Consider the following 20,091-nt stretch of genomic DNA (forward strand, 5'->3'; position numbering starts at 1 on the left):
AGACTCGCTGCTCAGTGTTTCATTCGTTGCGTTTGCGCAGCTTGGCGCGGCCCGGACCGGGCACGCCGAACTCGGTGCTGGTGTCGATCACACGCTCGTTGCGCTGCTCGCGCAGCACGGTGCGGGACACGCGCTTAGGCGCGGCCGGCTTAGGAGCGGCCTTCACGGCCGAGCGGGGCTCATCGTCGTCCTGCGTTTCAGGCTGCCCTGGCTCCTTCACCACGGCCGCCTGCTGGGCATGCACGAAGAATTCGCGGTTGCCGTCGCCACCTTCGATGGCCGACTCCATCCAGCCCTTGACCTCCAGGCCCAGCTCGCCCAGGCAAGTGCGGATGCGCTGCTCCACCTCGGTGAACAGGGCCGCATCGCGCACGATGCCGCCCTTGCCGACTTGGCCCGGCTGCAGCTCGAACTGCGGCTTGACCAGCATCAGCAGCTGGCCATGCGGCTTGAGCAGGCGCGTGACGGCCGGCAGCACCAGGGTCAGAGAGATGAAGGACAGATCGCCCGTGACGAAGTCGAACTGCGGCGTGATGTCCACGTCGGCAAACTCGGCGCGGCGGCGGCGCTGCGTGGCCACCGTGCCCTCATCCCGCGCCTTGCCCTTGGCTGCGCGCTCGGCCTTGAAGGCCTCGATCTCGTTTTCCTTGGCGTCGTCGCTGTCGTCGTAGTCCTCGTCGACCACGCCGCCGTTGCGCATCCAGGCATAGGGCGCCACGGGCTGGGTGTCGTTGTCGTCGGGATCTTCTTCCCAGCGTTCGGACAGCACTTCCTCGCAGGCCTCCTGCAGGCCCTCTGCCGTCACCGCGCGGGCATTGACGCCTTCGACGCAGATCACGCGCGCATCCGAGCGCAGCCGGTCATGCAGCTGGCCATGGCCCACGTCCACGCCGATGACCTGGGCGGCGCCTGCCTGCAGCAGGCAGTCGGTGAAACCGCCCGTGCTCTGGCCCACGTCCAGGCAGCGCAGGCCGTCCACCGACAGCTTGGTGGCCGCCAGCGCGCCTTCCAGCTTCAGCCCGCCGCGCGAGATGAACCGGGCCTCGGCCCCGTCCAGCAACTGCAGCTCGGCACCTGCGGGAATCTCGTCGCCGTTCTTGGCGACCTTCTTCCACGGCGTCAACGGCGTCATGCGCCACTGCACGCCACCCGCAATCAGCCGCTGCGCCTGCGAGCGCGTGGCCGCATGGCCGGCTTCCACCAAAAATACATCTGCGCGCATAGCGTCGCTCCAGGAAATCTCAGTTGACTAATGCCCGAAACCGGCGCGACCCAACTCAGGGACGCCAAGCAAGGGCCGCCCCGCAGCGAGGGCGTCGTCCCCCTCCCCCGCGAAGCGGGTAGAGAGGGGGAAGGCGCGTCAGCGCCTCAGGGGGTGCTTAATACCTATAAGTTTCGGGCTTGTAGGGACCCTGCTTGCTCACGCCGATATAGGCAGCCTGGCCGTCCGTCAGCTCGGTCAGCATGGCGCCGACCTTCTTCAGGTGCAGGCGGGCAACCTTCTCGTCCAGGATCTTGGGCAGCACGTAGACCTTGCCGACCTCGTAGGCATCGGGCTTGGTGAACAGCTCGATCTGGGCGATGGTCTGGTTGGCGAACGAGGCGCTCATCACGAAGCTGGGGTGGCCGGTGGCGCAGCCCAGGTTCACCAGGCGGCCCTTGGCCAGCAGGATGATCTTCTTGCCGTCAGGGAAGGTGATGTGGTCCACCTGGGGCTTGATCTCTTCCCACTGGTACTGCTCGATGGAGGCGACGTCGATCTCGTTGTCGAAGTGGCCGATGTTGCAGACGATGGCTTCGTTCTTCATGGCCACCATGTGCTCGTGGCGGATGATGTCGCGGTTGCCGGTGGTGGTCACGAAGATGTCGGCCTTGTCTGCCGCCCACTCCATGGTCACGACCTTGTAGCCTTCCATGGCGGCCTGCAGGGCGTTGATGGGATCGATCTCGGTGACCCAGACCTGGGCCGACAGCGCGCGCAGCGCCTGGGCGCAGCCCTTGCCCACGTCGCCGTAGCCGGCCACCACGGCGACCTTGCCGGCGATCATCACGTCGGTGGCGCGCTTGATGCCGTCCACCAGCGATTCGCGGCAGCCGTAGAGGTTGTCGAACTTGCTCTTGGTGACGGAGTCGTTGACGTTGATGGCGCGGAACTTCAGCGTGCCCTTGGCCGACATCTCGTTGAGGCGGTGCACGCCGGTGGTGGTCTCTTCGGTCACGCCGATGATGTGGGCGCTCTTGCGCGTGTACCAGGTGGGGTCCTGGGCCAGCTTGGCGCGGATGGCGGCGAAGGCGATCTTCTCTTCCTCGGAGGCGGGGTTGTCCAGCACGGACAGGTCCTTTTCGGCGCGCATGCCCAGGTGCAGCAGCATGGTGGCATCGCCGCCGTCGTCCAGGATCATGTTGGGGCCTTCGCCTTCGGTACCGGCGGCGCCGAATTCAAAGATGCGGTGGGTGTAGTCCCAGTAGTCGGCCAGCGATTCACCCTTGATGGCGAACACGGGCGTGCCCGTGGCGGCGATGGCGGCGGCGGCATGGTCCTGCGTCGAGAAAATGTTGCACGAGGCCCAGCGCACGTCGGCGCCCAGGGCCTTGAGCGTCTCGATCAGCACGGCCGTCTGGATGGTCATGTGCAGCGAGCCGGCGATGCGCGCGCCCTTGAGCGGCTGTGCCGCGGCGAATTCCTCGCGCGTGGCCATCAGGCCGGGCATTTCGGTTTCGGCGATCAGGATTTCCTTGCGGCCCCAGGCGGCGAGGGAAATGTCAGCGATGGCCGTGTCGGCGGAAACGGGACGAACAGCAGCGTTCATGGTTTTCTCCAAAAGATGAATGAAAAACCACGTTCTGCGGGAGACGAAAAAAAGCTCACCGCACAGAAAGCGTGGGCGAGCGTCGTTGCAGGTATGACTCCGAGCCTCGCAGACCGCATCTGGTGAATGGGCCTGCTGCAACGCTCCTCGGAGAGGCGCTGATTATACCGATCCCGGGGATGCCTCACCGCCCAGCCCCACAAGCCGGTAGCCCACCTGCAGCTCGGTCACCAGGTGGCGCGGCTGGGCCGGCTCGTCCTCGATCTTCTGGCGCAGATTGGCCATGTGCACGCGCAGGTAATGGGCACGGCCCAGGTATTCGGGTCCCCAGACCTGCAGCAGCAGCTGGCGGTGGGTCATCACACGGCCCTGGGCGGCGATCAGCGCCGCCAGCAGGCGGAATTCGATGGGCGTGAGGTGCACCGGCTGGCCCGCACGCCGCACCTCGTGCGTGGCCAGGTCCACCTGCACCTGGCCGAAGTGCACCTGGCTGGATGCAACTGCGCCGCCTGCGGCCCCCAGTTGCTGGCGGCGGCGCAGCATCACGCGCAGCCGGGCCAGCAGCTCGGGCACACCGAAAGGCTTGACCAGGTAATCGTCTGCGCCGGCGTCCAGGGCGGCCACCTTCTCGTCCTCGCGCTCGCGCGCGGAAAGCACGAGCACGGGCACGGAGGACCATCCGCGCAGCTCGGTGAGAACCTGCTTGCCGTCGGCATCCGGCAGGCCCAGGTCGAGGATGACCAGATCGGGCTGGCGGCTCGCCGCCTCGATCAGGCCCCGGCGCGCGCTGTCGGCCTCGAAGACCTGCCAGCCCTCGTCCTCCAGCACCAGGCGCACGAAGCGGCGGATGCCGGGGTCGTCCTCGATCATCAGGATGCGGTTGGTGGGCGTGCTCATGGCGCAAGACTCTAATCGAGCAATGGCTGCTCCGGCACCGGAAAGCGCAGCGTGAACACGGTGCCGGGGCCTGGGCGCGCGGCAGCGGCCTCGATGCGCCCGCCATGGGCCTCGACAATGCTGCGCACCAGCGCCAGCCCCAGGCCTATGCCCGAGACGGTGGACTCGGCCGTGCCGCGCGTGAAGGGCTCGAACAGCGTCTCCACGGGCAGGTGTGGCGGCAGGCCGGGCCCGCCATCCTGCACGGCCACAAGCACCTCGCCGTCCTGTTCGCGTGCGTGGATGGTCAGCGGCGTGCCGGCCGGCGTGTACTTGGCGGCGTTGTCCAGCAGGTTGACCAGCACGCGCTCCATGAGCACAGGATCGAGCTGCAGCAGCGGCAGGCTGGCGGGCACGTCGGTGCTCACGGGATGCTCGTGCAGGCGCGCGCGCATCTGGCGCAGCGCGCTGCCGACCACTTCATCCAGCGGCAGCCATTCGCGCTGCAGGTGCACGCCGCCTTGCTGCAGGCGCGCCATGTCCAGCAGGTTCTCCACCAGTCGCTGCATGGCCTGGGCCTGGATGCGGACCTGCTCCAGCATGTCGGCTGCGCCGCCCGGCGGCACATGGCGCTGCGCGGCCTCGGCCGCGCCCAGGATGGTGGTCAGCGGCGTGCGCAGGTCGTGCGAGACGGCCGACAGCAAGGTGTTGCGCATGCGCTCGCCCTCCATGGCGATCTGGGTCTGCTGGGCCACGGCCACGAAGTGCTGACGCTCCAGCGCCAGCGCCACCTGGCTGGCACAGGCCTCCAGCAGGCGCTGCTCCTCGGGCACCTCCAGGCGCTGGGGCGCACGCAGTTGCAGCACCAGTACGCCCCGCATGCGCACGGGCGCCGCCAGCGGCACGTAGCGGGCCGGCGCGGCCGGCAACGTGTCCGTGCCCTGGCCGGCCTGCTGGCCGTGGTCCATGGCCCAGCGCGCAATGCTGTCGTCCATGGGGCAGGAGCCGCCGCCGGCGGGGCGCAGGCGCTCGTCGGCATCGGGCAACAGCAGCCCGGCCTGGGCGTCGAACACGCCCGAGACCGTGCTCAGCGCAATCTCCACCACCTGCTCCTGCGTGAGCGCGCCCGAAAGGTCGCGCGCCAGCCGCGCCAGGGCGCCCGCGCGCCGCTCGCGCTCGGCCGCCACGCGCGCCTCGTGGCGCAGCCGCGCCATGAGCTGGCCGCAGACCAGGGCCACGCCCAGCATCAGCACGAAGGTGAACAGGTACTGCGTGTCGTTGACATGGAAGGATCCGCGCGGGGGCACAAAGAAAAAGTCGAAGCACAGTACCGACAGCAGCGCCGCCCAGGCGCCCGGGCCACGCCCCCAGCGCAACGAAGACAGCACGACGATGAGCAGGAACAGCATCACCACGTTGGCCGGGTCGAAGATGCGCAGCAGCTGCTCGGCCAGCACCGTGGCGGTCAAGCAGGCCAGGGTCACGCCGGCATAGCCCTTCCAGGGCAGCGGCCTGCGCCGCAGCGGTGCGGCAGGCGCGGCCTCGGTCCGGGCCGCGCTGGAGCCCCCGGAGAGCACCAGCACGTCGATGTCGGGATGCAGCTGGACGATGCGGTCGGGCAGGCTGCGGCCCCACCAGCGCCAGGGCGACCATGCCGGGCGCGGCGGCTGGGCCAGCACCAGGCGGCTGGCGTTGCGCTCGCGCGCGAAGGCAACCAGGGCCTCGGCCACATCGGCGCCCGGCAGCGTGGCCGTCTCGGCCCCCAGGCGTGCGGCCAGGGCCAGGGTCTTGAGCACGGCGGCCTGCACGCTGCGTGGGCGGTGCTGGCGCTGGGGCGCGTCCACGTACACCACCATCCAGCCAGCATCCAGCCGGCGTGCCATGCGCGCCACCTGGCGCACCAGGGCGTCGTCGCCCGCGTGCCCTGCCACGGCCACCAGCAGGCGCTCACGCGCAGGCCAGACCGTGCCTATGGAGCGCTCGCGCCGGTAGTCGCGCATGTCCTCGTCCACGCGGTCGGCCGTGCGGCGCAGTGCCAGCTCGCGCAGCGCCAGCAGGTTGCCGCGCCTGAAGAAGTTGCGCGAGGCCCGCTCGGCCTGCTCCATCATGTAGACCTTGCCGTCCTTCAAGCGGCGCAGCAGCTCGTCGGGCGAGATGTCGACGACGATGACCTCGTCGGCATCGTCGAAGATCTGGTCGGGCACGGTCTCGCGCACCGTGATGCCGACGATGCCGCCCACCACGTCGTTCAGGCTTTCCAGGTGCTGCACGTTGATCGTGGTCCAGACATCGATGCCTGCGTCCAGCAGCTCCTGCACGTCCTGCCAGCGCTTGGGATGGCGTGAGCCTGGCGCATTGCTGTGCGCCAGTTCATCGAGCAGCAGCACGCGCGGACGCCGCGCGAGCGCCGCATCCAGGTCGAACTCGCGCAGCGTCCGTCCCTGGTGCGGCAGCTCGCGCAGCGGCAGTTGCTCCAGGCCATGCAGCTGCTGCGCCGTTTCCTTGCGGCCATGGGTTTCCACGAGTCCCACCAGAACCTCGCGGCCCCCCTGGCGTTCGCGCTGGGCGGCGGCCAGCATGGCGTAGGTCTTGCCCACGCCTGCATTCGATCCGAAGTAGATGCGCAGCTTGCCCCGCCCCTCCTGCGCCCGCTCATGGCGCAGGCGCGCGACCAGGGCGTCGGGATCGGGGCGCGGCAGACCGGGCGGCGCCGGCTCGGCAGAGGACGAAATGGGCATGGTTCTCAGCCTAGCACCAGAGCGTGCTCCCACACTAGAACGCCGCCGACAGCGACAGCACCCAGCCGCTGCGGCCCAGGCTTTGCATCTGGCCTGCCGCATTGGCCGCGCGGTAGTAGCGCGTGTCGGCCGAGGTGCCGGCCCAGGCCAGCGTGGCCGTCCATGGCCCCCAGCTGCGGGCCAGCGAGACGCGCCAGTCGGCGTACGACAGTTCGCTGTAGTTGCGCACCTGCGTGTGGCCGGCATGCAGGCCCAGCACCGCCCAGTCGCCCAGCGGATGCTGGTAGTTCAGGTCCAGATAGCTGCTGCCGCGTGAGCTGCCGCTGCCGGGAAGTGCCTCGGCAAAGGCCGTGGCCGCCGTGCTGTCGCGCAGGCCGAAGTAAGGCGTCAGCGCCAGCGACCATTTGGCGCTGAAGCCGCCGTGGGTGACGCCCAGATAGGCCTCGGTGGTGTCGTAGCGCACGCCGCCGCTGCCATCCCCGCGGGGCACGCGCGCGCCGGGGTAGTTGTAGTGCAGCAGGCCGATGTCGCCCGTCCAGCCCGGCAGCAGCTCGGTGCGCCAGCCGCCGTACAGGTCCAGTTCCAGCGCGCGGCCGTCCAGATAGCTGTGGCGCGACACGCTGGAGCCGGACACGCCCAGGTAGGCGCCGCGCGGCAGCGACAGCTCCAGCCCGCCCTGCAGCGCCGGTCCCATCCAGCTTTGCGAGATGCCACGGAAACGGTAGTCGCTGAGCAGCGCCACGCTGCCGGTGAGCGCGTAGGCGGGTGCGGGCGATTGCTGGGCATCGGCACTGGCAGCGTTGACGGGAGAGGTTTCGGCCTGGGCATGGCAGGACGCAGCCGCCAGCGACAACAGAGCAGCCAGTGAGGCACGGGGGAAGAAGCGGGGGACGGCACAAGCGGCCGTCATGGAAGAAGCGGATTTCATCTTGGTTTTTGTACAAAGAAAGCAAGGCGGTGCCTGCCCGGGCGGGCAGGCTTGCCGCCAAAGATCAGGCCAGGCCGAAAGCCACCAGCAGCATGTCGATCAGCTTGATGCCGATGAAGGGGACGACCAGGCCCCCCAGCCCGTAGACCAGCAGGTTGCGCCGCAGCAGGGCCGAGGCGCCGATGGCGTGGTAGGGCACGCCACGCAAGGCCAGCGGTATCAGGACGATGATGATCAGCGCGTTGAAGATCACGGCGCTCAGGATGGCCGAGCCCGGGCTGGCCAGTCCCATGACATTGAGCGCCGACAGCTGCGGATACGTGCCCACGAAGGCGGCCGGGATGATGGCGAAGTACTTGGCCACGTCGTTGGCCACGCTGAAGGTGGTCAGCGCGCCGCGCGTCATCAGCATCTGCTTGCCGGTCTCCACGACCTCGATGAGCTTGGTCGGGTTGCTGTCCAGGTCCACCATGTTGCCGGCTTCCTTGGCCGCCTGGGTGCCGCTGTTCATGGCCACGGCCACGTCGGCCTGGGCCAGGGCGGGTGCGTCATTGGTGCCGTCGCCGGTCATGGCCACCAGCCGGCCTGCGGCCTGGTGTTCGCGGATCAGGCGCAGCTTGTCCTCGGGCGTGGCTTCGGCAAGGTAGTCGTCCACGCCGGCCTCGGCCGCAATGGCGGCGGCCGTGAGCGGATTGTCGCCCGTGATCATCACGGTCTTGATGCCCATGCGGCGCAGCTCGGCAAAGCGTTCGCGTATGCCGTGCTTGACCACGTCCTTGAGCTCGATCACGCCCAGCACGCGGGCGCCATCGGCCACCACCAGCGGCGTGCTGCCGCGCCGCGACACATCCTCCACCACCTTGAGCATGGCGGGCGGGAACTTGCCGCCCATGGCTTCGACGTGGCGGCGCACGGCGTCGGCCGCGCCCTTGCGCAGGCTGCGCGTGCCGCCGTCGGGCTGCGGCATGTCCACGCCGCTCATGCGCGTCTGGGCCGTGAAGGGCACGAAGACGGCATGCAGGGTTGCCAGGTCACGCTCGCGCAGGCCATGCATTTCCTTGGCCAGCACGACCACGCTGCGGCCCTCGGGTGTCTCGTCGGCCAGTGATGCCAGCTGCGCCGCATCGACCAGCTGCGCGGCCGTCACGCCGGGAGCGGGCAGGAATTCGCTGGCCTGGCGGTTGCCCAGCGTGATGGTGCCGGTCTTGTCCAGCAGCAGCACGTCCACGTCGCCGGCCGCCTCCACGGCGCGGCCCGAAGTGGCGATCACGTTGGCCTGCATCATGCGGCTCATGCCTGCCACGCCAATGGCCGACAGCAGGCCGCCGATGGTGGTCGGGATCAGGCACACCAGCAGGGCGATCAGCACCGTCAGTCCCACGACCTGCCCGCTGCCCGTCAGCTCCACCGCAAAGGCCGAATAGGGCCGCAGCGTGACGATGACCAGCAGGAACAGCAGCGTCAGTCCGACCAGCAAGATGGTCAGCGCCAGTTCGTTGGGCGTCTTGTGGCGGCGGGCCGACTCCACCATGGAGATCATGCGGTCCAGGAAGGACTCGCCGGGGTTCACGGTGATCTGCACCACCAGCCAGTCCGACAGCACGCGCGTGCCGCCGGTGACCGAAGAGAAGTCGCCGCCGGCCTCGCGGATCACGGGGGCCGATTCGCCGGTGATGGCGCTCTCGTCCACCGAGGCCACGCCCTCGATCACCGTGCCGTCCAGCGGTATGGTGTCGCCGGCCTCGACCAGCACCCACATGCCCGAGCGCAGTTCTTCCGCACCCACGGGATGCCAGCGGCTTTGGTAGCTGGCCTGCTCCAGCTTCTTGGCGACCGTGCTGCGCTTCATGCTGCGCAGGCTCGCGGCCTGGGCGCGGCTGCGCCCCTCGGCCAGCGCCTCCGCAAAATTGGCGAACAGCACGGTGAACCACAGCCACAGCGCAATGGCCAGGATGAAGCCCGCAGGCGCCTCGCCCTCGCCCGCCAGGGCCTGGGCCCAGAGCAGGCTGGTGAAGATGGCGCCCAGATAGACCACGAACATCACCGGGTTGCGCCATTGCGCGCTCGGTGCCAGCTTGCGGATGGAGTCACCCAGCGCCTGGCGCACCAGCGAAGGATCGAACAGGGACAAAGCAGTTTTGCGCGACATGGCTTACTCCTTGGCGGCATTGGCTGCCGCAGGCTGCAGCGTCGCGGCCGAGAGATCGTCCAGCGCCAGATTCAACTGCAGCACGTTCACGCGCGGCTCACCCAGCAGGCCCAGAACGCGCGGCTGCATCTGCTGGCGCAGCAGTTCCTGGACCTTGGCCACAGGCAGCTGGCGCTCGCGTGCCACGCGCGGCAGCTGCAGCTCGGCATTGGCCACAGAGATGTGCGGATCCAGGCCGGAGGCCGAGGCCGTCACGGCATCCACAGGCACAGCGGCATCTGCCGCCAGACCATTGAGTTCGCGGTAGGCCGCCACGCGCGCCGCCACGGACTCCTTGAGCGCCGCGTGGGTCGACCCCTGGTTGGTGGCGGCCGACAGCGCGGCGTTGTAGGGCGCGGCCACCGTGGCATCGGCCTTGTCGGGATCCGGCGCCGTGGTGGCGCTGGGCCGACCCTGGAAATAACGGGGCGAAGCGAACTCCTGCCCGATCAGGGCCGAGCCCACGACCGAGCCCTGGCGCGTGATCAGGCTGCCATTGGCGGCCTTGGGAAACGCGGCCTGGGCCACGAGCGTGGTGACCAGCGGATACGCCAGGCCCGTGACCACGGCGACGAACAGCGCCGACCGCAGGCTGGGGCCGAACAGCGAGCGCAGCCCGCCGGCATCGGTCTGGGATGGAACCTGCGCATCGGTGCGCAGCACCGGCAACGGGCCGGAAGTGTGTGTTTGAACTTGCATTTCGGAAACCTCCGCCGCGCTGCTGTGTCAGGCACAGCAGGCGGCCAGGAAAAAAACGGGCTCAGGGGTGTTCAGGGATAGACCTGTCCTGACAGCATCTGCAGTTGCTCGACCACAGGGCCCAGGGCCAGCGAAGGCAGGAAGGTCAGTCCACCGACCACCACCACCACGAAGACCAGCAAGCCCATGAACAGCGGCGTGGCCGTCGGGAAGGTGCCCGGCCCCGCAGGCACGGTGGGCTTGGCCGCCAGGCTGCCGGCCAGGGCCAGCATGGGCAGCAGTGTCAGATAGCGGCCAGCCAGCATGGCCAGGCCGATGGTGGTGTTGAAGAACGGCGTGTTCGCATTCAGGCCCGCAAAGGCCGAACCGTTGTTGGCCGTGCCCGAGGCATAGGCATAGAGCACCTCCGAGAAGCCGTGCGGCCCCCGGTTGGTCAGACTGGCCATGGTGTCGGGCCAGACCGCAGCCAACGCCGTGAAGCCCAGGATGGAGATCGGGTGCGCCATCACGGCCAGCATCACCAGCTTGATCTCTCGCGCCTCGATCTTCTTGCCCAGGAACTCGGGCGTGCGGCCGATCATCATGCCGGCCAGGAAGACCGTGAGGATGGCGTACTGCAGCAGGTTGATCAGGCCCACGCCGTCGCCGCCGAACACACAGTTGAGCATCATCTGCGCCAGCGGCACCAGCCCGCCCAGGGGCGTCAGCGAGTCATGCATGGCATTGACCGAGCCCGTGGTCGCGGCCGTGGTCGTGGTCACGAACAGCGCCGTATCGGCGATGCCGAAGCGCAGCTCCTTGCCCTCCATGTTGCCGCCCGGCTGGGTGGCGCTGATCTGCTGGTCGGCACCTGCGGCCGTGAGCAGCGGATTGCCGGCCTGCTCGGCCGTGAACACCAGCGCCAGAAAGCCCACGAACATCACCAGGCAGGCGCCGAACAGCACCCAGCCCTGGCGACGGCGCAGCAGCATGGAGCCGAGCGCATAGGTCAGCGCCGACGGGATCAGCAGCATGCCCAGGATGTGGAATGCGTTGGTCAGCGGCGTGGGGTTCTCGAACGGATGGGCCGCATTCATGCCGAAGAAGCCGCCACCGTTGGTGCCGATGTGCTTGATGCTCTCCAGGCTGGCCACGGGGCCGAGAAGAATCTGCTGGCGAGCGCCTTCCAGCGTCGTCGCCCAGACCTGGCCATCCAGCGTCTGAGGCACACCCTGCCACACATAGACCAGGGCCACCACAAAGCTCAGCGGCAGCATCACGCGCCAGAGCATGCGCACATAGTCCACCCAGTAGTTGCCCAGGTCCGAGGCACTGGAGCGCGCCAGGCCGCGGATGACACCCGCCGCGGCGACCACGCCCGTGGTCGCGCCAGCGAACATCATGAAGGTGATGGCCACCATCTGCGTGGCGTTGGACAGGCTGCTCTCGCCCGAATACGCCTGCCAGTTGGTATTGGTCACAAAGGACACGGCCGTGTTGAAGGCCAGGTCCGGTGTCTGCGCCGCATTGCTCAGCGCATTGAGCGGCATCCAGCCCTGCAGGCGCAGCAGCGCATAGCCCAGCAGCAGCATGGCGCCGTTGGACAGCAGCAGCGCCAGCCCGTAGCGCTGCCAGCCCATGCGCTCGGCCGGGTTCACGCCCAGGGCGCGAAAGCTCAGCCGCTCGATCCAGGCATGGTGCTCACTCGTGAAGCAGCGTGCCAGCCACTGCCCCATGGGCACGGCCAGCGCCGTCATCAGCAGCAGCACCAGTGCATATTCCATCCAGGTCAACCACATGGAGGTCTCCTTTCAGGCAGTCAAATCCGGCCCAGCGCCGCCACGAAGGCCAGCAGGCCCCCGAAGCAGCCCAGGCTCAGGGCGATAAAGATCAGGTCTTGCATCTGCGCCACCTCAGAACTGTTCGGGCCGCAGCAATGCGTATCCGAGGTAGACAAACACAGCCAGGGCGCCCAGGGCGCCCAGCCATCCGGTGATTTCGGTCAGGGTCATAGGGATTTCTCCCGCATCGGCGCCGCATGGCGGCACCTGTTGTTGCGATGGGGAAAACTCTAGGGCCGGGGCTGTCAAGGATGGGTTGAGATTGGCAGGGGCCGTATCAAGACGGCATCAAGAAGATGAGCGGCTCACCGCTGACCGCACTGCCACTACCCAATGACCTGAGCGCATCGTCAACGGCCCATGAACAGCAGATACATCCCCGCCACCGGCCCACCGACTTCCGCGGCCGTGCCAGCGCAGGCCCGTCTTGAGGGCTCCACCGAGCGCCGCGCCTTCCTGGCCAGCGCCGGCCTGCTCGTGCTGATCTATCTGGGATGGCTGCTGGTCTTCTGGCCCGGCGTACTGGGCGAGGACAGTTCGGCCATCCTTCAGGAAGTGGACAGGCCCGAACACTTTCGCTCGGGCAAGAGCGTGGGCTGGTACTACTTCGTGCGCTGGACATATGGCGTCACCCACCGGGTTGAAGTGCCAGTGGCCATCCTGCTATTGCTGTGCGCCCTCTTCTTTGCGCGCATGTTGGCCTGGTACTGGGCACGCGGGCACCGCCTGCTGTACGCCGTGCTGCTGGTCTTCGTCTGCGCGGCCCCTCACATGGTCTATTTCATGGCCACGCTGTATCCAGACGCCATCTTCGCCGTGGCCTCCTGCGCCCTGCTGTTTGAGCTTTGGTGGATTTGCAGCCAGAAACGGCACAGCCGGGCCAGCCTGGCCCTCATCGCGCTGGCACTGCCGTTTTCGGTTTTTGTGCGTGCCAACGGCATCCTCTTTCTGGCACCGGCCGTGGTTGCGATCTTTCTGGTCCACCGCAAAAGCCGCTTGCCGCTGTGCACCATCATCGGCCTGTGGTGTGCTCTGGCCTATGCGGGCACGCAGATGCACAGGCCCGCTGTGCAAAGCGCCACGGATTCACTCGTGCTCTTCGAAACAGTCAAGCTGCTGCAGCCCAGGGCCATGAACGACCTCTGGCAAAAGCAACCCCTCATGAACGACCCCTGGGTACTGCAGTCGCCCAAGCTGTCGGCACGCACTTTGGAAATCCTGGAAGGCCATGCTCCGCGCCAGCTCATGCTCGCCTACTCGGACCCGGCCTACTGGGATATGTTGGTGTTCCATCCGCAGGGCCCTCAGCTCTTCAGCCTGACCGAAGAACAGCGCAAGGAGCTGGCGCAGGAGTTCCTGCGCTACAACCTTTGGCACAACCTGCCCGATGTGACGGCCAGCCGCGTCAATGTGCTTCTGTCGGCCGCGCTGGCCCAGGGCGGGTTTCCGGCGCTCGACTATGCCCGCTATGTGATCAAGCGCACCCAGGCGCAATCGCAAATGCGGATTTTCAGGCTGGATTCCGCAGAAACCGCGCTGCGCGGCGTGCTTCGCCAAAGTCATGCCTGGCGCTGGCTGCTGTGGACGCCCTGGCTGGGCTTCGCGCTGCTGGCCATGGTCCTGTGGCATGGCGTGCGCCAAAAGAACGTGCCAGCCTTGCTGATCAGCGTGCCAGCAGCCATTCACCTGATCGCCATTGCGGTCTTCGCTACTGCAGGCGAATATAGATACCTGCTGCCATTCTTCGCTCTCACGCCAGCTCTTTTGGCTGTACTCATATCTCGTCCCAGCATCTCCGGAGCAAATGCTGTAACAACCGTTTCGCCGAAGGCATTGGCGGATTCCTCCGACAACCCGCTTGCGACACACGCTCTGTAAAATGCGCCGGTTCGCCGCGGCCGCCAGCCGGTACGCGCGCCCTGCTATTTACCCATCTCCTGGACTCCCCCTTGACTTACGCCCTGGAAACCCGGCGCCGCCGGACTTTTGCCATCATTTCCCACCCCGACGCGGGCAAGACCACGCTGACCGAAAAGCTGCTGCTGTTCTCGGGCGCGATCCAGATCGCGGGCGCCGTCAAGGGCCGCAAGGCCAGCCGCCATGCCACCTCCGACTGGATGGAAATCGAAAAGCAGCGCGGCATCTCGGTGGCCAGCTCGGTCATGCAGATGAGCTACCGCGACCATGTGGTCAATCTGCTCGACACCCCTGGACACAAGGACTTTTCGGAAGACACCTACCGCGTGCTCACGGCCGTGGACTCGGCGCTGATGGTGATCGACGCCGCCAACGGCGTGGAATCGCAGACCCGCCGCCTGATCGAGGTCTGCCGCCAGCGCGACACCCCCATCATCACTTTCGTCAACAAGATGGACCGCGAAGTGCGCGATCCGCTGGACATTCTTGACGAAGTGGAGCGCGAGCTGGGCATGCCCTGCTGCCCCGTCACCTGGCCCGTGGGCCAGGGCAAGCAGTTTGGCGGCATCATCAACCTGCTCACCCAGACCATGACGGTGTTCCAGCCTGGCAGCGAACGCCGCCCCCAGGACTTCGAGGCCATTCCCCTGGCCGAGGCCGACAAGCTGCGTGCGCGCTTCGGGCAGGCCTTTGACGACGCGCTCGACAGCATGGAACTGGCCCAGGGCGCCTCGGCCCCCTGGGACCACGAGGCCTTCCTGGCAGGCAAGCTCACGCCGGTCTTCTTCGGCTCCGGCGTGAACAACTTCGGTGTCATGGAAGTGCTGGATGCCGTGGTCGACATGTCGCCCCCGCCCGGCCCCCGAAAAAGCTCGCTGCTGGTCAACAAGCAGCCTGTGGAAAAGATCATCCACCCCGAGGACGAAGGCTTCTCCGGCGTGGTCTTCAAGGTCCAGGCCAACATGGATGCCAACCACCGTGACCGCATCGCCTTCGTGCGCGTGGCCTCGGGCAAGTACACGCCCGGCATGAAGATGAAGGTGCAGCGCACCGCCAAGGAACTGCGCCCCACCTCGGTCGTGACCTTCATGAGCCAGCGCCGCGAAGCCGTGGAAGAAGCCTATGCGGGCGACATCATCGGCTTCACCACGCATGGTGGCGTGCAGTTGGGCGACACCATCACCGACGGCACCAACCTCCAATTCACGGGCCTGCCCTTCTTCGCCCCGGAAATGTTCATGACCGTGGTGCTCAAGAACCCGCTGCGCACCAAGCAGCTGCAGCAGGGCCTGATGCAGCTGGGCGAGGAAGGCGCCATCCAGGTCTTCAAACCCGAAGCCGGCGGCAACATGCTGCTGGGCGCCGTGGGCCAGCTGCAGTTCGAAGTGGTGCAGCACCGCCTGAACACCGAATACGACTGCGACATCCGCCTGGAAGGCTGCCAGTACACGGCCGCCCGCTGGATCACGGCCGACACGCCGGGCGAACTGCGCGAATTCGAGAACGCCTACCCACTGCGCATGGCGCGCGATGCGGCCGACACGCTGGCCTATCTGTGCACGTCACCGTATGACGTGCGGCTGGCGCAGGAGCGGTTTCCCAAAATTCACTTTCATCCGCTGCGCGAGCATGCGGGTTTGGCTTTGCAACATGGCTAAGACAACAACCACAAGCTCCTTCACAGACCTTCCATCTGCGAAAAACACCCCCTGGTGGCTTACAGCTAGTCCTGAGCATGCGTCAGACTGGCGAGTGAATGCACTTATTGCCGTATTTTTAATCGGAATTTATATCACTGCGCTTCTTGGACTTTGGCCGGGAATACTAGGCAGTGATAGCTTTGCGATTTTAAAAGAAGTCATTGAGCCTAATTTGCACTTTTCAGGAAAGACATCGATCTGGTATCACTTAGTCTCCAATCTATTTCTGATCAATGATCGCGTAGAAAATGTATCTATATTTCTAGTTGCAGTCAGCACTTTAGTTTTCACACGTATACTCAGCTGGCTTTGGCTAAATCAGCCAAAATGGATATTCTTTCTATGCCTACTGGGGATAGTTATCAATCCGCAGATGGTGCGTTATACCATCCTGATATATCCCGACGGCATCTTTTCAGTGGCTCTGATCGGTGTATTATTTGAATGCTACCTAATTATTCGTCGTCAACGAGTAAGCATATTTACATGGATATTTTTAGCACTCTTGCTACCTTTTGCACTTGATTTACGAACCAATGGCAGAGTGCTGCTCATTCTCCCCATAGTATTCATCCCGATTATTCGTAAAGGCCAGCGCTGGTCCTTTGCAGCAGCTTATCTCACTGGATTAAGCTTGTGCTTATGGTCGAATATCAGTCACAATACGTCGCCTCAAAAAGCAACTCAATCACTTGTGATATGGGAGACCGTCAATTTTCTTCAGCCAAGACCACAGGAACACTGGAGGGCAAAGCCACGTGTTTCAGAAACTACTATTCGCACATTGGAAAAATACACAACCATTGACACCCTATTGAAGTACTATGATCCTTACTACTGGGATCCATTAATCTTCTCCCAAGACGGACCCAAGCTTGCTTCAATGTCAAGAGCTGACCAGAAGATATTGCAACGGGAATTTTGGCGCTACAACTTATGGCAGAATCTTCCTGCATTTTTCGGTAGTCGCGTTAACGTCTTTCTCGGCTCCGCCTTGGCTGATGGCTTGCATGTTCCAAATAATTATCGGGCGCATGTACTCTCAACCATAAAAACAAACTCCAAAGCCAATAAGTTCGACTCTTTAGAGCTAGGTGGATTCATGGACAGAATTCATTCATGGAGCGAGAATAATCGCATATGGCTTTGGAGCACACTTCCTGGCACAATACTAATTCTCTACTCACTATATATTGGCGTACACTATAAAAATCCCATAGCCCTTGCTATATCAATCATTATGTTCATCGAATTGACCGGAATATTCCTAATGTCAATCGCTGCAGAGCACAGATATCATTTACCACTCTTTGTCTTTCCCTTGGTGGCGCTTCCCTTGCTTTGGGATGATAGAAGAAGGCGGGTCACTAAAAATCCGACTTCAGAATAACAAATTACACCAACCAGGCTTTCAATGACATGTTTACAATCTGAAGCAACTAGAGCAAGGCAATGCAACCGATATACTTAACCAATACTCATACAGGGCACTGTTCTCCGCCGAATCAAATTCAAATATATCAGAATACCTTAGCCTTGCCTAACTCGAAGATAATTTGATCATCCATGCATGGCACCAACCCACTCACTTTTCGCCTACCAATGTGGTTCACAACAGCTGCGCGGCATCGCACCAATCGAGTTGCACCTGCAATTTTCAAACTATGAGTCGCCAGATTCAAAAGGACAACAAACCATCTCCTGAACTCACGGTGCTATATCAGCTGCACCACGCATCATGAACTAAGCCACATCCAATAGAATCATATTGGGCGCGGCAACCACAATACTCAACACAATAGTACCATGCGAAATCAAATACAGCGCCATTTCACCTATCTTGATCTGGGCAACGCCGAATCGACAGCCGTCGGCATACATGCTCATCCAATCGTATGACCCCTTTTTTTACCAGTTTGGCCGTCATTTGCGTCCTTGGTATTTCTATAGGGCAGCTACTGTTCAAAAAGGCAGCGACCGCAATCCCCCCCACTCCCTCCCTTTTTGACCTTGCATTCAATGGTTGGCTTCTGGTCGCGTTCGCACTTTACGGCGTCACCACACTCGCTTGGGTCTGGGTTCTGCGAAGCGCGCCGCTTTATCTTGCCTATCCGATCATGGGCCTTGCATTCATCGTGGTACCTACACTCGCCTGGCTCTTTTTGAATGAACCGATGCACCCCAAGACTATCATCGGTGGACTGTTCATCGCCATAGGAATCACAATCACATCCCAGGCACCGCATTGATTACTTGAATACCATGAAAATATCCGTTGCCATCCCCTGCTACAAAGTCACACAGCACGTAGTGGGCGTTATAAATAATATTCCTGATTGCGTGACATCGATTTATGCAGTCGACGATTGCTGTCCGGATGGTAGCGGCAAATGGGTTCTACAAAATTGTACCGATCCCAGGGTCAGGGTTCTTTTCCACTCGGAAAACCAAGGAGTCGGAGGAGCAGTCAGCACCGCATACCAGGAAGCCCTCAAGGACGGCATGGATATCGTCGTAAAAATAGATGGCGATGGACAGATGGATCCCAAGTTGCTGCCTCTTTTCGTTCAGCCGATCCTGCAAAAACGCGCCGACTACACCAAAGGCAATCGATTCTTCAGACTGGAATCTGTGCGAAACATGCCCAAGATCCGTCTCTTTGGGAATGCAGCGTTGTCGTTCCTCACCAAGATCAGCTGCGGATATTGGAACATCATGGATCCCTCGAATGGATACACCGCCATCCACACCAGCATTTTGCGCGAGCTGCCCATCAACAAGCTGGAGAAACGATATTTCTTTGAGACGGATATGCTTTTCCGTTTGAACACAATTCGCGCTGTCGTCAAAGATATTCCCATGGATGCGATCTATGCCGACGAGGAGTCGAACCTAAAAATCAGCAAAATTCTACCGGAATTCCTGAAAAAGCATACGATTCGCATCGGAAAGCGTTATTTCTATAATTATCTCCTTAGAGACTTCAACATCGGCACGGTCTACAGCACCTTCGGACTGCTGCTGTTAATTTTCGGAATCATCTTCGGCGGTACTCATTGGATCAGCAGTTACCTGAATCACCAACCGGCAAGCAGTGGAACGGTGATGCTGGCAGGTCTTCCTGTGTTGATCGGCATTCAATTCCTCATCGCCTTCTTGCATTACGACGTGAGCAGCACCCCTCAGGAACCACTCAGCGTGATACTATCCGGCGCGGCCATCCCCGACAAAGCCATCGAGAGAAAAACCACCTTCCCAGGAAATTAGGATGCTAAGAAACATACAGACCTTGCGGTTTTTCGCCGCATTCGTGGTAGTGCTTCACCATATGACTCCACCGGTGACGCCATTCACCCTGACTCTTCTTCCTGAGGCAGTGACTCGTCTGGGTTTTGCAGGTGTCGACCTATTCTTCGTTATCAGCGGCCTAATCATGGCCGAAACCACAAAAACCCTCAAGCCCGGCTGGCATTCAGCCACACGTTTCCTGATACAGCGATTTGGCCGCATCTATATCGGCTGGTGGCCCTTTTTCTTCATCTACCTTGTCGCAGCCTGGAGCTTCAAGAGCATAAAGCCGCAGACGAGTCTCTGGGGATCTTTCTTCTTGTGGCCGCAAGACCTGATGCTCTACCTCCTGCCAATCACCTGGACATTGAGTTTTGAGCTCTATTTCTACGTCGCGGTTGCTTTGATCATTCTCTGGCAAAGGCGTAATGCGCCCAAAATACTGGGAGTCATCGGTCTCGTCCTCATCATCTTCAACATCTGGCTTTACATGAATGGCATGTATCTTCCAGAAAATGAGGCAAAAGCCAAGACAAGCCTGCTGATCCCATTCTATGCTTCACCGCTAGTGGTTGAATTCATTGCCGGGTTCCTTCTTGCGGAGTTCATCCGCCGATATCCCAAGCAACCCATCTATATCTGGACCACGGGTGCCATCATATTTTTGGCTGCAGCATATTTCTACCAGATCCATGGAAATTTGAACGCCAGCGGCATGGCTGGTTTTTTTCATAACGGAGAAAGGGCCATTCTTTTCGGAGGATTCTCTTGCTGCCTTATTGCCTGCGCGATGGAATTGGAGCGGCGTGGGATCACTCCCTGGAAATCATTGCAATCCTTGGGAGATGCCTCATACAGCATCTACCTCAGTCACATCATGATCCTGATTGCCATGAGCAAAACATATAACAATTTCCCCATACATCTCCCCAATGTTTTCTGGGCGATCTCCACCCTGGCTGCCACATTGATATTCTCATGGATCTGGTATCGATGGATAGAGCTGCCTATTTATCAGATTCTCAAAAGAAAAATCTCTATCTGGTTTGGTGCATCAGCGTTAAAACGCACAAACCCGACAAAGTCTCAATCCCTGTAGCCAAGATCCAAAGTCCCTTAATTTTCCA

At 62.8% G+C, this 20,091-nt stretch carries 15 protein-coding genes and 1 riboswitch; of the genes, 6 read left to right on the forward strand and 9 right to left on the reverse strand.

Annotation, left to right across the window (positions count from 1 at the left end):
• Positions 1-19 precede the first annotated feature (19 nt).
• From ACF8ME_RS04545 to ACF8ME_RS04585, 9 genes are all read right to left on the reverse strand, one after another.
• Complete coding sequence (locus ACF8ME_RS04545) at positions 20-1,222, reverse strand: TlyA family RNA methyltransferase (RefSeq protein ID WP_392415429.1); 1,203 nt, start codon at positions 1,220-1,222, stop codon at positions 20-22.
• A gap of 157 nt (positions 1,223-1,379) precedes the next feature.
• Positions 1,380-2,810 carry an adenosylhomocysteinase gene (gene ahcY, locus ACF8ME_RS04550; protein WP_016448463.1) on the reverse strand — a complete coding sequence of 477 codons (1,431 nt, stop codon included), beginning with the start codon at positions 2,808-2,810 and terminating at the stop codon, positions 1,380-1,382.
• A gap of 70 nt (positions 2,811-2,880) precedes the next feature.
• A riboswitch (S-adenosyl-L-homocysteine riboswitch) is annotated at positions 2,881-2,965 on the reverse strand.
• Between the two features lie 7 nt (positions 2,966-2,972).
• Entirely contained in the window at positions 2,973-3,707 is a 735-nt protein-coding gene (locus ACF8ME_RS04555) for a response regulator (RefSeq protein ID WP_016448464.1), read from the reverse strand.
• An 11-nt stretch (positions 3,708-3,718) separates the two neighbouring features.
• On the reverse strand, positions 3,719-6,424 hold the full coding sequence (locus ACF8ME_RS04560) for a sensor histidine kinase KdpD (RefSeq protein WP_047218457.1): 2,706 nt from the start codon (positions 6,422-6,424) through the stop codon (positions 3,719-3,721).
• Positions 6,425-6,458: 34 nt separating this feature from the next.
• On the reverse strand, positions 6,459-7,334 hold the full coding sequence (locus tag ACF8ME_RS04565; RefSeq protein ID WP_016448466.1) for a TorF family putative porin: 876 nt from the start codon (positions 7,332-7,334) through the stop codon (positions 6,459-6,461).
• A gap of 82 nt (positions 7,335-7,416) precedes the next feature.
• A complete protein-coding gene (kdpB, locus tag ACF8ME_RS04570; protein ID WP_047327914.1) occupies positions 7,417-9,501 on the reverse strand; it encodes a potassium-transporting ATPase subunit KdpB in 2,085 nt (694 codons plus the stop codon).
• A 3-nt stretch (positions 9,502-9,504) separates the two neighbouring features.
• Entirely contained in the window at positions 9,505-10,239 is a 735-nt protein-coding gene (gene kdpC / locus ACF8ME_RS04575) for a potassium-transporting ATPase subunit KdpC (protein WP_016448468.1), read from the reverse strand.
• Positions 10,240-10,310: 71 nt separating this feature from the next.
• Complete coding sequence (gene kdpA, locus ACF8ME_RS04580; RefSeq protein WP_016448469.1) at positions 10,311-12,017, reverse strand: potassium-transporting ATPase subunit KdpA; 1,707 nt, start codon at positions 12,015-12,017, stop codon at positions 10,311-10,313.
• Positions 12,018-12,131: 114 nt separating this feature from the next.
• The gene (locus ACF8ME_RS04585) at positions 12,132-12,230 is read right to left on the reverse strand and encodes a potassium-transporting ATPase subunit F (RefSeq protein WP_013800438.1); all 99 of its coding nucleotides are present in this window, start codon (positions 12,228-12,230) and stop codon (positions 12,132-12,134) included.
• Positions 12,231-12,419: 189 nt separating this feature from the next.
• Between ACF8ME_RS04585 and ACF8ME_RS04590 the strand changes: the two genes are divergently transcribed.
• The 6 genes from ACF8ME_RS04590 to ACF8ME_RS04615 all read left to right on the forward strand — a co-directional run bounded on the left by ACF8ME_RS04590 (position 12,420) and on the right by ACF8ME_RS04615 (position 20,063).
• The gene (locus tag ACF8ME_RS04590) at positions 12,420-13,937 is read left to right on the forward strand and encodes a hypothetical protein (RefSeq protein WP_392415431.1); all 1,518 of its coding nucleotides are present in this window, start codon (positions 12,420-12,422) and stop codon (positions 13,935-13,937) included.
• Positions 13,938-14,008: 71 nt separating this feature from the next.
• Complete coding sequence (locus tag ACF8ME_RS04595) at positions 14,009-15,634, forward strand: peptide chain release factor 3 (RefSeq protein ID WP_392415433.1); 1,626 nt, start codon at positions 14,009-14,011, stop codon at positions 15,632-15,634.
• Positions 15,627-17,066 (forward strand): hypothetical protein, encoded by a 1,440-nt coding sequence (locus ACF8ME_RS04600; RefSeq protein ID WP_392415435.1) that lies wholly within the window; start codon positions 15,627-15,629, stop codon positions 17,064-17,066. The genes ACF8ME_RS04595 and ACF8ME_RS04600 overlap by 8 nt, the downstream gene beginning before the upstream one ends.
• A 505-nt stretch (positions 17,067-17,571) precedes the next feature.
• The gene (locus ACF8ME_RS04605; RefSeq protein WP_392415437.1) at positions 17,572-17,925 is read left to right on the forward strand and encodes an EamA family transporter; all 354 of its coding nucleotides are present in this window, start codon (positions 17,572-17,574) and stop codon (positions 17,923-17,925) included.
• A gap of 13 nt (positions 17,926-17,938) precedes the next feature.
• Positions 17,939-18,943 (forward strand): glycosyltransferase, encoded by a 1,005-nt coding sequence (locus ACF8ME_RS04610; RefSeq protein ID WP_392415438.1) that lies wholly within the window; start codon positions 17,939-17,941, stop codon positions 18,941-18,943.
• 1 nt (position 18,944) lies between these two features.
• The gene (locus ACF8ME_RS04615; RefSeq protein WP_047327921.1) at positions 18,945-20,063 is read left to right on the forward strand and encodes an acyltransferase; all 1,119 of its coding nucleotides are present in this window, start codon (positions 18,945-18,947) and stop codon (positions 20,061-20,063) included.
• Positions 20,064-20,091 lie beyond the last annotated feature (28 nt).

Source organism: Delftia sp. WSY_7, assembly GCF_043104845.1.
In the GTDB taxonomy this organism is placed as follows: Bacteria; Pseudomonadota; Gammaproteobacteria; order Burkholderiales; family Burkholderiaceae_C; genus Comamonas; species Comamonas tsuruhatensis.

What these genes read in the sequence shown, in the direction of transcription:
- ACF8ME_RS04610 (WP_392415438.1), top strand. Translation starts at nt 17,939, where the DNA reads ATGAAAATATCCGTTGCCATCCCCTGCTACAAAGTCACACAGCACGTA.
- ACF8ME_RS04545 (WP_392415429.1), bottom strand. Translation starts at nt 1,222, where the DNA reads ATGCGCGCAGATGTATTTTTGGTGGAAGCCGGCCATGCGGCCACGCGC.
- ACF8ME_RS04600 (WP_392415435.1), top strand. Translation starts at nt 15,627, where the DNA reads ATGGCTAAGACAACAACCACAAGCTCCTTCACAGACCTTCCATCTGCG.
- ACF8ME_RS04585 (WP_013800438.1), bottom strand. Translation starts at nt 12,230, where the DNA reads ATGACCCTGACCGAAATCACCGGATGGCTGGGCGCCCTGGGCGCCCTG.
- ACF8ME_RS04565 (WP_016448466.1), bottom strand. Translation starts at nt 7,334, where the DNA reads ATGACGGCCGCTTGTGCCGTCCCCCGCTTCTTCCCCCGTGCCTCACTG.
- kdpC (WP_016448468.1), bottom strand. Translation starts at nt 10,239, where the DNA reads ATGCAAGTTCAAACACACACTTCCGGCCCGTTGCCGGTGCTGCGCACC.
- ACF8ME_RS04560 (WP_047218457.1), bottom strand. Translation starts at nt 6,424, where the DNA reads ATGCCCATTTCGTCCTCTGCCGAGCCGGCGCCGCCCGGTCTGCCGCGC.
- kdpB (WP_047327914.1), bottom strand. Translation starts at nt 9,501, where the DNA reads ATGTCGCGCAAAACTGCTTTGTCCCTGTTCGATCCTTCGCTGGTGCGC.
- ACF8ME_RS04555 (WP_016448464.1), bottom strand. Translation starts at nt 3,707, where the DNA reads ATGAGCACGCCCACCAACCGCATCCTGATGATCGAGGACGACCCCGGC.
- ahcY (WP_016448463.1), bottom strand. Translation starts at nt 2,810, where the DNA reads ATGAACGCTGCTGTTCGTCCCGTTTCCGCCGACACGGCCATCGCTGAC.
- ACF8ME_RS04615 (WP_047327921.1), top strand. Translation starts at nt 18,945, where the DNA reads ATGCTAAGAAACATACAGACCTTGCGGTTTTTCGCCGCATTCGTGGTA.
- kdpA (WP_016448469.1), bottom strand. Translation starts at nt 12,017, where the DNA reads ATGTGGTTGACCTGGATGGAATATGCACTGGTGCTGCTGCTGATGACG.
- ACF8ME_RS04605 (WP_392415437.1), top strand. Translation starts at nt 17,572, where the DNA reads ATGACCCCTTTTTTTACCAGTTTGGCCGTCATTTGCGTCCTTGGTATT.
- ACF8ME_RS04590 (WP_392415431.1), top strand. Translation starts at nt 12,420, where the DNA reads ATGAACAGCAGATACATCCCCGCCACCGGCCCACCGACTTCCGCGGCC.